This window comes from Acidicapsa acidisoli (genome assembly GCF_025685625.1).
GTDB lineage: Bacteria > Acidobacteriota > Terriglobia > Terriglobales > Acidobacteriaceae > Acidicapsa > Acidicapsa acidisoli.
The window spans coordinates 2,414,131-2,427,870 of sequence record NZ_JAGSYI010000001.1 but is presented as its reverse complement, the minus strand read 5'-3'; the positions used below and the strand labels follow the sequence as shown (position 1 = coordinate 2,427,870).

Annotated in this window: 9 protein-coding genes; 1 reads left to right on the top strand and 8 read right to left on the bottom strand. The window is 56.7% G+C overall.

The window, feature by feature from the left end; translation table 11 throughout:
- Positions 1–6 precede the first annotated feature (6 nt).
- On the bottom strand, positions 7–2,124 hold the full coding sequence (locus OHL23_RS09735) for a tetratricopeptide repeat protein (RefSeq protein ID WP_263351586.1): 2,118 nt from the start codon (positions 2,122–2,124) through the stop codon (positions 7–9).
- Between the two features lie 235 nt (positions 2,125–2,359).
- A complete protein-coding gene (locus OHL23_RS09730) occupies positions 2,360–2,770 on the bottom strand; it encodes a hypothetical protein (protein ID WP_263351585.1) in 411 nt (136 codons plus the stop codon).
- A gap of 319 nt (positions 2,771–3,089) precedes the next feature.
- Between OHL23_RS09730 and OHL23_RS09725 the strand changes: the two genes are divergently transcribed.
- Positions 3,090–4,940, top strand: coding sequence for an ABC-F family ATP-binding cassette domain-containing protein (locus OHL23_RS09725; protein ID WP_263351584.1), 1,851 nt, complete (start codon positions 3,090–3,092; stop codon positions 4,938–4,940).
- A gap of 106 nt (positions 4,941–5,046) precedes the next feature.
- Here OHL23_RS09725 and OHL23_RS09720 read toward each other — a convergent pair whose 3' ends face one another.
- The 6 genes from OHL23_RS09720 to OHL23_RS09695 all read right to left on the bottom strand — a co-directional run bounded on the left by OHL23_RS09720 (position 5,047) and on the right by OHL23_RS09695 (position 13,634).
- Complete coding sequence (locus OHL23_RS09720; RefSeq protein ID WP_263351583.1) at positions 5,047–5,277, bottom strand: Thivi_2564 family membrane protein; 231 nt, start codon at positions 5,275–5,277, stop codon at positions 5,047–5,049.
- Between the two features lie 118 nt (positions 5,278–5,395).
- Positions 5,396–6,094 carry a lipid-binding SYLF domain-containing protein gene (locus tag OHL23_RS09715; protein ID WP_263351582.1) on the bottom strand — a complete coding sequence of 233 codons (699 nt, stop codon included), beginning with the start codon at positions 6,092–6,094 and terminating at the stop codon, positions 5,396–5,398.
- Positions 6,095–6,269: 175 nt separating this feature from the next.
- The gene (locus OHL23_RS09710; protein ID WP_263351581.1) at positions 6,270–7,427 is read right to left on the bottom strand and encodes an MlaD family protein; all 1,158 of its coding nucleotides are present in this window, start codon (positions 7,425–7,427) and stop codon (positions 6,270–6,272) included.
- An 8-nt stretch (positions 7,428–7,435) separates the two neighbouring features.
- The gene (locus OHL23_RS09705) at positions 7,436–8,224 is read right to left on the bottom strand and encodes an ABC transporter ATP-binding protein (RefSeq protein WP_263351580.1); all 789 of its coding nucleotides are present in this window, start codon (positions 8,222–8,224) and stop codon (positions 7,436–7,438) included.
- A 25-nt stretch (positions 8,225–8,249) separates the two neighbouring features.
- The gene (locus tag OHL23_RS09700) at positions 8,250–9,050 is read right to left on the bottom strand and encodes an MlaE family ABC transporter permease (RefSeq protein ID WP_263351579.1); all 801 of its coding nucleotides are present in this window, start codon (positions 9,048–9,050) and stop codon (positions 8,250–8,252) included.
- Positions 9,051–9,263: 213 nt separating this feature from the next.
- Entirely contained in the window at positions 9,264–13,634 is a 4,371-nt protein-coding gene (locus tag OHL23_RS09695) for a hypothetical protein (protein WP_263351578.1), read from the bottom strand.
- Between the last annotated feature and the right edge of the window lie 106 nt (positions 13,635–13,740).

Here is a 13,740-nt window from a genome sequence, read left to right as displayed (position 1 = left end):
GCCAAATCAGCGCCTACTTGCCGAAGGTTTGCGGGGTGACGACGCTGAAGGTGCGGGCTTCGTCGTGGCTCGTCCGGTCTCGCCACTGGTCCTGCCCGGTTCGGTGGCGAGGCGGGCGAACTCTGCTTTAGCTTCCTTGAGACGCGGCAGATCGGCGTCGGCGTCCTTCCAGATTTGCAGAACAACTTTGTAGGCGAATCCGGCCTCCACGGTTTTACCCTGTGCCGCCAGCGCCCGGGCGAGACCCAACTGCGCCAGCGGGTAATTGTGCGACAGCGGCTCGATGCCCGGGTGGTCGAGGATCTTGTGGAACTCGACTTCGGCAAGATCTGGCTGTTTCGCGGCAAGGTAGGCGCGGCCACGCATCCCGGGCCCATCGAAGCTATATAAATCGTATGGAATGGCCGGTTTGAGATCCTCGATCGCGTCTTCGGCCCGCTGCTGGTTCAGGTCGATGGCTGCTTTGATCTGGGGTCCGAAATCTTCCTGCCAGAGCGTTGTGGTGAGATGAGACTCAAGTTCTCGCTTTGCCAACGCATCGGCCCGCGCAGTCTCTCCGACATGAGCCCATGCAACCGGGACATCGACGGAGTCTCCCGTCAATGATTCACTGGATTTCGGCAAACGCGCGAGCAGGGTGTGCGCGGCTGAGGTGAGGCCGAGTTCCGCCTCGATGCGTGGAATCCGGCTCACCATCTGATTGGCGAGTTCGCTCTCGCCTTGCCTTCGGTACTCGTCCGCCGCGCTTTCGAGCACGGCCTGCGCGTTTTTGGCTTTGCCCAGAGCGAAGTCCATGAGACCCACTTGCTGCAGCAGGTAGGGCTCGGCCGGCTGATCTTTTGCCCACGCGATCTGCCGGTCCATCTCTGCCTGGTCAAGACGCAGAAAGGCGATCTGGAAGAGAAATCCGTGGATTTGCTCGCTGTCGAGATGGCGTTCGATGGCAAGCTGGCAGGTGTCGACCGCCTGCTCGAATTGCCCAAGGTGCAATTGTGCGCGGGCCAGGACGATGTAAGGATAGGCATCCCCCGGATTCAGTTGGAGAGCGCGTTTAGCGGGATCGACGGCCAGCGCTGGCTTGCCGATGCGGTTTTCAAGGTCGGCGAGATGGAGGAGCGGCACCGGATTGCGCGGATACTCCGCGCTCCATTCCTTGTCATTGCGGATGCTGGCCTGCGTGTCGCCCGTAACGATGTTGCTGTACGTGGAGACGATAAAGAGCTGATCCGGCTCGTCGACCGTGTCCCGCAGCTCATAAGCCCGGGTGAGGCTTTTCCGGGCAAGATCCTGCTCGCCAAGATTGGAGTATGCGACGCCGAGATCCGCGAAGGCCAGCGCGAACTCGGGATCCAGCTCCAAGGCGTGTTGATACGGAGTCACGGACTCCTGAAGCTTGCCCTCCAGTCCCAGACGGCTGGCGTCGGCGTAGGCCTTCAGGGCTTCGAGCGATGGGGTGCGACCGGCGAAGAGCGGCTTGCTGAAGCGTGTAATGGTATCGGAAGGCTCGCCGAGTTGCTTTCGGAGATCGACGGCGACTTTATCCAGAACTGCAACGATGCCGTCGGGAGATTCGGCGATGCCTTTACTCTCGGCCAGGGAACGTCCCGAGGAGCAATCGAAGGCCGCGACGGAAACCATGTACTTCCGGGCAAAGCGCCGAATTGAACCGGAGAGGTAGGTCTGATCGTGAATTCGGGAGCAGACCTCGCGGGCAACCTCCGGGGTCAGCGGCTTATCGACGGGAGCTTTCAATTCAACGAGGGTCTGGCGAACTTTTCCGCGAGAGCTAACAGCGAGAAGCGGCGATTGTTGCAGATCGATGGTGAGAGCGGTCTTGAGGGCCAGGTCGAATTGGGGGTTACCGGTGGAGTTCTCAAAATCCGCGATGACGACGCTGAGCGACTGGGTCGCAGGGCGATGCATCCAGCGCCAGAAGAAAAGTCCGCCGAAGCCGAGGAGCGCCAGAATAGCGGTGATGACGAGGACATGCCACGGGCCTGGATGCCGGAAGTCCGCGAAAAATCGCGAGAGGCGGTTTCGGACTGGAGACGAGTCCTCACTCTCGGTGCGCGGCGTGACCTCTTCTTCGGAAACGCGACTTGGCGAATCTACTGTTTGCGGCATATTTACGGAGCCCGGAAGTAACTACGGTAACAGGCGATGCGGATCGACACAATGGATTCCTGGTTGCGTCTTCACTGACTCCGAGAAGACGTGGCATCCTGACTTGGTCGCGAAGAGGACGACGGTCATCGTTGGACACGCCTGTCCAGGTTCATCTGGATTGAAATGCCTAAAAGCGGACGTCGACATGGCTACGAGGATAGCTGCTGAGATGGGTTTCCGGAATAGTTTGAAGCTAAACTTCGGGTATATTCATGGTGCCGAGGCGTGCGAAAGCGTCCAGTAGCGCGACTTTTAACTCCGGGGAAGATCGGCGGTGTTCGCGAGACCAGTCGGCTTCATCAAGGATCGAATCAATGTCTTGTAATTCAGGGATACCTGGCTGCCACTGCCAAACTGGGCCCAGGTCGCTTGCCGCCTTCCATGGGTCGCGAAGGCCAGCGATTACCTCCCTTGCAATCTGGCGCGACGTGATGAGTTTCGACATACGCTCCGAAGATGGGTAGCAAACGTCGAGTTCATGAAACATCTTTGCGACTAGCGGTTCGGCGTCCGCTGAATTGTGAATTTCTATCTCTCCGGCGAGTCTTCTTAGCGAAGGTGAATCGTAACCAAGCTCAAGAAGGTCAGCCGCAACGCCTGGCATATCCTCTCCATACAAATCGTGGCTCGCCCATCGGGCGGCAACGAACATCAGAGATCTAGAATCATCTGGCACAGGAACCTCCGGGTACTGTGCGCTGTGCGAGACCAACGGGTCCGGGTCGCTAAACATCAGCCGAAGACATGGCTCTTCTCGAGGAGCAAATCTGCGCAACAGCCTCTGGATAGCAGGGAATGGCATGTAAAGAATTATGCTCCAGTCGCTACGATTACCGCGAATCAATCCGAGTCTGCATTCAAGACTCACCGCCATTTAGAATTGAAGTGTAGGACGAATTCCCCGCATAGAGAGCAGAAAAACCTTGGCGACATTATTGAACGGACAGGGGCTGACGAAGGCCTTTGGAGCTGCTGCGCTCTTTCGCGAGATCGGCTTCGTGGTAGATGAGGGCGACCGGATTGGCTTGATCGGGCCGAACGGGTCGGGGAAATCGACGCTGCTGGGCGTGCTGGCTGGCGAGATTGAACCGGACGAAGGCGAAGTGGCGAAGCGCAAGCTGACGAAGCTGAGCTACGTGGCCCAGGTCTCCGAGTTTCCTGCCGGGGTGACGGCGCGCGATGTGGTGCAGCAGGCGCTGAAACGGGCTCACGTGCATGAGAGCGAATGGGAAGCCCGGATCGCGGAGACGCTGGGTCGGGCCGGATTTGAAAACTTCGATACGGAAGCCCGAACCTACTCCGGAGGCTGGAAGAAGCGGTTGTCGATTGCGCAGGCGCTGGCGCAGCAGCCGGACGTTTTGCTGCTTGACGAGCCTACGAACCATCTTGATCTGGCGGGGATTGAATGGCTGGAGGAGCTGCTTTCGACGGCTCCCTTTGCCTGCGTGGTAGTGAGCCACGATCGCTACTTCCTTGAGAATGTTGCGACGGAGATGGTGGAGTTGAACAGGCAGTATCCACAGGGATTGCTGCGCGTCCATGGAAATTACAGCGAGTTTCTGGAGAAGAAGGAAGAGTTTCTGGAGTCGCAAGCCAAGCGGCAGGAATCGCTTGAAAATCGCGTGAAGCGCGAGATGGAGTGGCTGCGTCGCGGACCAAAGGCGCGCACCACCAAGAGCAAGGCGCGAATCGACAGCGCAACGGAGTTGATTGGCGAGCTGAAGGATATGAAAGGCCGGGCACAGGTTTCGACCGCAGGCATCGATTTTTCCGCGACGGAGCGGCAGACCAAGCGACTAGTCGAGTTAAAGGATGTGCATTACAGCATTGGCGAGCGGACTCTGCTGGCGGGGCTGGACTTTAATATTACGGCTGGAATGCGCGTGGGCCTCGTGGGACCGAATGGCAGCGGCAAGACGACGCTGCTGCGATTGCTGCTTGGGCAGACGGAGCCGAATGCGGGTGAGATCAAGCTGGCTAACATGCTGCGCGTTGTGTACTTCGATCAGACCCGTGTGCTGAATGAGAAGGTGACTTTGCGCAGGGCTCTGGCGCCGGAGAGCGACTCAGTGATTTATCAGGATCGCGTGATTCATGTGGCTTCGTGGGCTTCGCGGTTTCTCTTCACTGGCGAGCAGTTGAATCAACCCGTGGAGCGTTTGAGCGGCGGTGAGCGGGCACGTGTGCTGATCGCTAACCTGATGCTGCAACCGGCGGATTTACTGTTGCTGGATGAGCCTACGAACGATCTGGATATTCCGACGCTTGAGATATTGGAAGAGAGCCTGTTGGAGTATACGGGAGCATTAGTTCTGGTTACTCATGACCGGTACATGCTGGACAGAATTTCCAATGTAGTGCTGGGTCTGGATGGCATGGGCAACGCTGAACGCTTTGCGGACTATTCGCAGTGGGATCAATGGCAGGCGAAGCAAAAGACAGCGACGGCTAGGGCAGACGCGGCAATAGGAGTTACGGCCAGATCGGCAGCAGCCGGACAACCTGCCTATGCCGAGCAGACCGCTGGCACTTCGGGCGGCAAAAAGAAGCTCTCATATATGGACGCGCGGGACTACGCAACCATCGAGAGCAGGATTGCGGCGGGCGAAGAACTGCTTGCGGCAAAGCAGGCAGTTCTTGAGATGCCTGAGGTTGTTACGGACGCGGCGCGCTTGCAGACTGCACTTGCGGACGTGGAAGCGGCGCAGAATGCGGTCGATGCGCTGTACGCCAGATGGGCCGAGCTGGAAGCCAAGCAGTACGAGGCTGGCTGAGCGTCATTACGAAGAAATGGCAGAAGACATCCTGCCTTCTGCCATTTCATAGCGTGCGGTCTGGTTTCACTGTCAAAGATCCACTTGCTGGTTAACGACGGTGCGGCTATCGCCCGACGCGAATATTCGACAGGCTTGAGAATAGTCCGAATACCTGCAATAGCCAGAGCACGACGATGATTACCACGATAGTGTTCAAGATGGACTTGATGGTGGACTGCATCGGAATCAGATTCACGAGCCAAAGTAGGATACCCACGACAACCAGCGTGAGCAGCACACTTAACAGCGGCGTACCGACAACAAGCGGCGCGACGAACACTGCCATCAACGACATAGACTCTTTCTCCTTAGTGGAATCATTGCTGGCCGTGCCGCTGAATCAGCCCGGCCAGTCTTCGTGACTTCAACGACAAGCTCTAACAAACCAACTTCAACCAAACGGTCGAACAGACCTACTTGTTTTCCTCACGCGCACGAGCCGAGTCGTGCCTCACTTCTTTCAGGAACCCATCGGCGGAGGCAGGAACAGCCACTCTGCCGGAAAGAACATGCCGGAACGATGGCTCGTGATCATAGATAGCGAAAGTCGAATCGTTGTCCTGCTCGACGACTGCGCCTTCCAAGGTTAACCCTGCAAAGATACCCCTTGTACGCGAGTAGCTGAGAATTTCGGAGTTCAATTTCCAGTCGGTTCCGGCTACTGCCTGACGACCTACCGGTCCCGCAGCTACCGATCCTTCACCACTCAGCTCGAACTTGCTGGAAAGCAGGTGCTGCACGCCACGGTCATTCATGACCAGCATGACCAGGTCGACCTCTTGCACACCGATCTGAAGACCCCAACTGCCTCCACCAATCGAAATGAATGCAGGCGCGCTCCAGCCGTCTGGCGTGCGGCAGGTTACAACGCCGCGTCCGTGCTTGCCACCAAAGACAAAGCCGCCTTTGATCAGATGAGGAACAACAATGACGCACTTTGTGTCATCAAAAACGGAATTTGGAATGCCGTGATCCGGAGCCTCTTGAATGCTGTGCATGACCTCTGCCGCCGCCTGGAGTCGCTCGACGGAGTCCTCTCGTCCGGATGCCGCCCAGACATTTGCGCTGGTGAGAGCGAGGGCACTTGCGACCACAATCGAAACTATCTTCATAAATCCATCCTTAAGCAATCTGTGGAGCTAAGGGGTGTTGCTCCCCAACGGACTGCTTAGCGCAAGCTGCGGAGAGAGGTGATACCGGACACTCACCTCACATATCAGTGTTAACGAAGGACAAGAACTTATCTGACCTATAAAGCTCAATGCACTCTTTTGGGCAATTCCCCGGCTACTTCGAAGCGGCCGGGGAATTTTCCTGCGGCTTGCTGTCGGCCGATTTATCGGGAGGAATGGGTGTTCCATTGGGGTAGATGAGGACTCTTATCAGACCCCAGTCCGCTTTCGAGGTATCACTGGTCTCTTTGCCCAGTGCGACGGTCTTCAGCTTTGTGTCGTCAAAACCGAAGTGCTGCACGATGTAATCGCGTACTACCATTGCCCGAGCCTGCGCCAAGGTAAGATCGCTATCGGAACTGCCCGCCTTGCCGGTCGATGTTTCGATCACGGCAACCCCAAAGTCATTGCCGGCAAGGTATTCGCCAGCGGCGTTGAGAGCCTTTTGCCCCTTCAACTTGGCGGAATCCTGCTTATCGAAGAGGTTCTTGGCCTGAAAAGTGAAATCTTTGATCGTCGTTGCCTGCGGTAAATTTGCAATCTCGTCTTTGCCCAAATCTCCAGAATCTTCATAACCCCGGTTCTTGAAGTAACCTTTCAAAAGAAAGTTGTGCTTCAAGGCTTCCATGTTGTCCTGAAAGTCCTTAATACCGGTTTGTGCAGAAGAAGCGGCCGCGCGCGCGCTGCTGGCTGTCTGATCCAGGTTGTTGTAAAGCGCTCGATCATTCACTAATGCGCCAACGGTACCATTGCCGCTATCAACCTTTGCCGTAACCGAATTGAGATGCTCGGCTACCTTATTGATGTTCACCATGGCAGCCTGCCCCTGACCGAGCAGCCCGTTTGCCTTGTCCAAGAGCGCGCTCATCTCCAGCGGGGGAATGCTGGCGATTGTGTCCCCACTTTTTACTTCAGGCTTATCTGAGGAACCGAAAGATACTGCGACATATTGATTTCCAAGCAATCCTTCCGTTTGGATTGTAGCGACGGAGTCCTGTCTGATTATGTGCCGCGTGGACTCGTTCAACTCCATCACAACGGTAATCGGATCGCCTGACTTATTCGGCAAATCAATGGTTCGAACCGTTCCGCTGTGTACGCCGCCAATCAGCACATCCGCTCCTGCGTCAAGGCCGGCGACATTTGCGAAGTTAGTTTTCAGCGTATAGGTTGCTGTAAACAGGTACTTCTTCCCACCGATAATAAAAATTCCGGTTGCGAGTATGACAAGCGTTCCGAGGATGAAGACGCCGAGGCGCGCATTTCTAGACATTTGGGCTCCTAAGAATCCCGGTGAAGGAATTGCGACACAAAGCGTTCATCGCTCCCCTGCAGCTCTTCGAAGCTGCCTTCTATGACGAACTTTCCTTTGTCCATCAGTGCGATCCGCGTGGCGATGGTCTTTGCGCTCACCATATCGTGGGTTACGACGATCGACGCAAGTTGATGCTCGCGCTGCAGTTTCAGGACCAACTCATCAATCTCTCCAGAACTGATTGGGTCGAGGCCCGCCGTTGGCTCATCGAGAAGCAGAATGACCGGCTCCAGAGCGAGCGCGCGAGCCAGTCCCACGCGCTTTTGCATGCCACCAGAGATATCGGACGGCATTTTGTCCAGATGTCCGTCGAGTCCTACTTCGTGCAGCAGGCTCTGGACGCGGTCGTGTCTTTCGGACTCGGATAACTCTTTGCGATGATGCAACAGCGGGAAAGCGACGTTTTCTTCCACGGTGAGCGAATCGTACAGAGCAGCGTGTTGGAAGAGAAATCCCATCCGCTTTCTCGCCTCGGCAATATCGTGATCATCCGCCTCTGCCATATTGGTCCCAAGGATGAGCGCCGCGCCCGTATCCGGTCGTTGCAGGCCAACGATTATTTTCAACAACACACTCTTGCCCGTGCCGCTGCGTCCAAGAATGGCCAGAGTCTCGCCTCGCGGAACGGTGAAAGATACTCCATCCAGAACTCGCTGGGCGCCAAATGATTTAGTGACGTTCTGAATCACAATCGCGGGTTGGTTATTCTCCGCAATGCTTGTGTTGGCTGTCTCGTTTGCCTGAGCTGCTTGCATCCTGGTTTCCTCACTTGCACGTGCCTTATGGAAAGAGCAATAGGATGACCTTCACAAGAATCACATCCGCGAGAATCACAAATAAAGAAGACAACACCACAGAAGTCGTTGCGGCGCTGCCAACTCCCTCGGCACCGCCCTTTGCCCGCATCCCTTGGAAGCTGGCTACGGTGCCGATGATCATGCCGTAGACGCAGGTCTTGAACGTTGGCGGTAGGAAGTCTTTGAAACCGGCCCCTTTGAATCCTGTGTTGATGAACCGCACGATCGAGATCGGTTCAACCAGGGTGGATGCCACCCAGCCCATCACAACTCCGCAGAAGGATGAGGCAAGGGTGAGCAGTGGCAGCGCGACGATGCAGGCGGCGATTCTCGTCACCGCGAGCAACTTACGGGGATCTACTGCCGAAGCTTCGATGGCATCGATTTGCTCAGTTACTTTCATCGCGGCCAGTTCCGCTCCGATGCCCGCGCCAACGCGGCCGCTGACGACGAGCCCGGTCATAATCGGACTCATCTCGGTGACAACGGCGAATACAATGGCAGACGGAAGCAGCGATTTCGCGCCGAATCGCACCAGACTGTATCGAGCTTCGAGCGCAAGCACCACGCCGACTGCAGAACCGGCCAAGGCCACCAGCGGCAGCGATTTAGCGCCAATTTCGTCGAGTTGACGAATGAACTCCGCAATCTGAAAGGGAGGCGTGGCGGCTGCACGCAAGACCTGCCACACAAAGATGCCGAGTTCACCAAACCACTCAAACGTTCCCCAGATTAGATTCGGTTTGATCTGGTTAGATGGTGCGATCGATGGCGTGCTCGACATTCTCCTTGCCCCCTCAGGCTTTGGCAGGCTTACTGCTGGTTTTGTAACTTTGCGCAGCGGGATGGACTTACTTCTAATTCTTGAGGGTAAAGAACTGAGCTGAAGTAATCTGGCCAATACCGCTCACTCCCGGCGTCCGGAAGTAACGCAAGGCACCGCGCATGAATAGGTGTGAACCATTTCGTCTTCAATAATTGGATGACAATGAGGCGGTTACGGAACGGCTTTGAATATCCACTCGCCCCATAGGTTGGGCGAAAGCTCTGCCTCCGACGGTACGTCGGAAGTAATGCCAGTGGCCTTGTTGCTCCAATAGACGCGCTGCACCGTCTGCGTGCCGTTTCCACGCAGGATTCCTACATCCGCTCGGATTCTTTGTCCCGCAACCGGCTTGAGTCCGAGGGCTTCGAGAGGAATCGAGAAGACGAAGCTCCCCGCTGCGTCTCCGGTCAGTGCCTGCAGTTCTACGAGAGTACTGACGTCTTCGACTGCGTCCAGAGTGATCGTTCGAGAAGGCGAGGAAAAGGGTACTGGATGGGGCGTACCAGGGACTACAGCGCGATACAGCAAGGCTCGAACTTTTCCGCCGACTTGATAGACGAGCAATCGCTCGTCGCCTGCAACGGCAGTAGTGCGTTTCGGATTTGCGTGCGGATCGGAACCAATCATCAGATCGAGTGCGCCACCGGTCTTGAAGGGTGCGTTGGCTACTGCGCCGGAGTTACGGAGAAGATTTGGATCGCCAGTGCGGTAGGCTGCAATCAGTCGTCCTCCGGCAATGGTGACGGCGGCTTCGGCTAAGTCGGGTTTCTGGTTCCAGCCAACTTGCGCGATGCGATGATCGATGGTCGCCCATTGCGCCATCTTCAGGCTTTCCATTAGATCGGGTAATGATTGAGAAGCGCCGGACCGGATTCCAACTTCCAGTGTTTGCGGACCGAGGCGATCTTGGCGGGATGCTTCCGTCTGTTTGAGATAGGTTTGCGCCTTGTCAAGTTCGTCTTGCGTCACGACCAGCGGCGATGACGGAAGGCGGCGAATGCTGTTCAGGCCATCCACTCGCACAATGCTCGTTCTGCCTCCGTCGTCCACATAGATGTTTCCATCTGGAGTTTGCGTAATCGAGGGGAAAAAGTTCTCGTCATGCGGAGTGATGTCATTGAGCAGCATATTGACTTGAGCCTGAGGCATGCTCCACGTTTTGCCGACCCGCACATCCTGGAACAACTGCGTTACGTAGAAGCCATCTGCTGTGAAGAGGTACATTTCGCCGAGATTTCCGTTGATCGCCCACAGCGGACCAGCATCAGAACCGGTGGGATGGACAAATCCACCGAGGAGGCGCGTGGTTCCTTCTAATTCACCAGGGCGATCGGGAACGGGCGCGCTGTGGCTCGGATGCAGGCCCGGCCAAAGGCTCGGATAACTCCAGCGATGACCGAGACGATCGACTCCCCCGAGCGCATCCCGCGCGAACGGCGTTGGCGCAGTGGTCAGCACGGTGCCATCGGCTGAATAGAGTGCCTGACCGCCGCCGTCAGACATGTTCCGTTGCGCACCATCGACGACTACCTGGCCTGCGCGAAGATCGTAAATCGGAACGCCCGTGGGTGTTCGCTTCACGGGCTCATAGCGCATCGCCTTTCCGTCGACGTAGGAATCGATCATGGCTAAATCCGGCATTACAGTGATCGAACCGCTATCGGCTTTGAGGAAAGTGACTTCGTCGGGATCTACTTTGCCATTGTCATTGATATCCGACCATGTGAACAGGATCTGGTCCTTCGGTTGCCGGCTGGAGGGATCAGTATTCGCTGGCCATTTAGATTTGAACGCATCTGTCTTCAGGATGTCCCAATCATTCGCTTTGCCGAGGACCGCGACGGGACGGATGACTCCGCCAGTATCCAGATACAATACGGCGATGCTGACACCGTTGGTTGGATAGGCGAGGTAGGTATTGTCGAAATAGCGATGGCCGTCGCTATATTCTACGGACTCCGGCGATCCAAATCGCGGAAACGGGAAGCTATCTTTATCTGGACGATCGAGGATCGATGTTATGGCATAACTACCGGTCTTCCAATCGAGCTTGAACTCCATCTCATGGTAATAGAACTTTGTCTTGTCCTTGGGATCGAGTGAACCCCCGCCGCCGTATTCTGGAGGCCCATAGAAGGTTTTGATCAGACTGCCATCGAGACTCCAAAGGCTGACTCGCTTTGGTTGAAAATCATCCTCGGTAACCCATAGACGGTTGTTGCTGTCAACCGTCATGCCTTTGGGATTATTCATGTGCATTGGATCGTATGGTCCTGCATGTGAGGGTCCGGGATGACCAATGGCGCGAAGAAATTTGCCCGCGGATGAATACATCTTGACCTGGTTGGAATTGCCCTGATCGCTGACGTAGATGTTCCCGTTATCATCGACCGTGAGTCCGGACGGACTGTCGAGTCCTTCGGCAACCACAAGTTGGGGCGCCGCGAGTTGTTCGGGATGCAGTGAGGCCCCATCCGAAGATAAGCGATATCGCAGCAGGTGCTTGCCGGAGAGCACCAGAAGATTTCCCTGAAGATCGAATGCCAGGCCTTGTGGGCTATCTACAGGCGCTTCGCCCAGGATCTTTCCAGTGGTAGCATCAGCAAACAGCAATTTTTTCAACAAAGTGAGGCTCACAACCGCGACGTTATTATGGATTGCCAGACCTCCTAATTCCTGTTTCCACAACGCGACCGAGGCTGTTCGATCTCGCGGTTTCTCATCCAGGTCGAAGGTGTAATTGAGAATGGCCTTGTCGCCGTGGCCGCTAAGACCGGTAACACGAATGGTCGTTTTGGTTAGACCTTCGCCAAATACCGCACCGGCATAGGCGTAGATATCGGGGTTGGCGCGAGGCCCTGTATCGCCCGCCAGAAACTGGGCAGCGGTCCACGCGCCGCCGATCCATCCACGGCCTCCCTGCTTGTTTCCGTCGAGGTCTACCCAGGCCAATCCGGAGCCACCTTCCGAGACCCAGCAACCAAGATAGACGAGCGGCTTACCGCCGGGAGCCTTATCGGCAGGCACGAAGAGCGCACTGGATGCAGGCGTGTGGTTCGTGAGCCAGCCGCCGGTGCCGTCCGGCGTCTCCCAGGCTGGATGGCCGGCGTTGTAAATAGAGAATTGGTAGCGCAGATCGATTGCCTGGTGGTAGATTCCGCGTACCTGGTATCGGCCGGGAGAGACGAAGTGAGTCGGTATCAGATAGAGGCCATGCGCGGCGGCATCGGGGACGCGTCCGAGATCATCGCTACCGTCCCACCAGACCGTGTTGGGACCAGCAGGAAATAACGTATCGGAGACGAGGTTGCGCACGCGATTGCCCTGGGCATCGTCAATGACCAGCGATACATAGCTGGGCGACGGGAGCGTGAATCGAACTGGAATGGGTGGATTTGGGGCCGCGGGGGCAACGGGCAGCAGAGCCTCTTTGAGGTCTCCATCAGCCAGAGGCGTAATCGCCATCAGTTCGCCCAGCCAGACGCGTTTGCCGTTGTTCGTGCGCCCAGTCAGGTGCTGCGGATCACGCGACTCGTTGGTGGGCTGCGTCAGGCGAAGCCGAACGGCTCGCGTTTCGACCGTCTTGCCGAAATCGAGCCAATCGACGCCAAGTTGGAGCGGGTATTGGTTCCGCAGTTGAAATGGCTGACCGATAGAATGCCATTCGCTATCGGGGGCTCCCCGTAGCGGTGCGTCGCTCGGGCCGGTAAATACCTCTGCGTCGGCTGCATTGAAACCAGCCCACAAGGCTACGAGACCACTCAGTTGGACCGGGTGTTGCCAGCTCAGGATGATCCACTCTGGAGAGGCAGAGGTTACGGGATGAAGGAATTCCGGCCCATTGTCCCAGGTGGCCCAGGAGTTGTTCTTTTCATCGATGAGCAGTGGGGCAGCACCAGCATTGGCACTTGTGATAACGGACGCCTGCGGGGCAAGATTAGCGAATCGGCCGGAGAGAAGATACACTCCGCCGAGTACCCCGGAGTAATTGGAATCTGTAACCGCAGCAATGTGGGTGAATCGCAGGGCGCGAACCTGAGCGACTTTCGGCAAATCCCAAAGAGCGTAGCTTCCTTGGCCAACCTCGGCGGTCGTAACCGCGCGGTTGAAAACGCGCTGTGCTGGAATCCATTGGCTGTCGTCTGCCAGGTTTCCCGGATAAGGCGCGTCGGGACGAAGCACGCTGAGTTGGTCACCGCCACGGACGAGAACGGTGCCAACTGCAACTGGGACTTTAAACCCAAGACGCAGATAGCGAGGGCCCGGCTGATTGGAGACTCCGTAGGTCACAAAGCCGCCGGACGTTGGCATTGTGGCCTGCGTCCAGAGAATTTGCCGCAGAAGATTGGGATTCGCCAACGGGTGTTCCGAGCCGCCGAACCATTCGGCAAAAGATGCGTTATCAACCGCCGCATCGGTCAGCGGCGTCGCGAAGGCCCCCGAAAGAGGCTGAGGATGATCAGCGGCAAAGGACGGCAGGCCCGGGAAGACGGATTCCAGGAGGATAAACAGAAGAGCCAGGGGAAGAATGACGGATCTCATTGTTTCCTTTGCCGGGGTTGGACGCGAAAGACGCCTTGAACGTGAGGCGGATCGGCGTCGGGGCAGTTCGATCTGGCCCCGGAGAAGCTGAGCCGCGATGCAAGTT

What these genes read in the sequence shown, in the direction of transcription:
- OHL23_RS09735 (WP_263351586.1), bottom strand. Translation starts at nt 2,124, where the DNA reads ATGCCGCAAACAGTAGATTCGCCAAGTCGCGTTTCCGAAGAAGAGGTC.
- OHL23_RS09730 (WP_263351585.1), bottom strand. Translation starts at nt 2,770, where the DNA reads ATGCCAGGCGTTGCGGCTGACCTTCTTGAGCTTGGTTACGATTCACCT.
- OHL23_RS09720 (WP_263351583.1), bottom strand. Translation starts at nt 5,277, where the DNA reads ATGTCGTTGATGGCAGTGTTCGTCGCGCCGCTTGTTGTCGGTACGCCG.
- OHL23_RS09715 (WP_263351582.1), bottom strand. Translation starts at nt 6,094, where the DNA reads ATGAAGATAGTTTCGATTGTGGTCGCAAGTGCCCTCGCTCTCACCAGC.
- OHL23_RS09710 (WP_263351581.1), bottom strand. Translation starts at nt 7,427, where the DNA reads ATGTCTAGAAATGCGCGCCTCGGCGTCTTCATCCTCGGAACGCTTGTC.
- OHL23_RS09705 (WP_263351580.1), bottom strand. Translation starts at nt 8,224, where the DNA reads ATGCAAGCAGCTCAGGCAAACGAGACAGCCAACACAAGCATTGCGGAG.
- OHL23_RS09700 (WP_263351579.1), bottom strand. Translation starts at nt 9,050, where the DNA reads ATGTCGAGCACGCCATCGATCGCACCATCTAACCAGATCAAACCGAAT.
- OHL23_RS09695 (WP_263351578.1), bottom strand. Translation starts at nt 13,634, where the DNA reads ATGAGATCCGTCATTCTTCCCCTGGCTCTTCTGTTTATCCTCCTGGAA.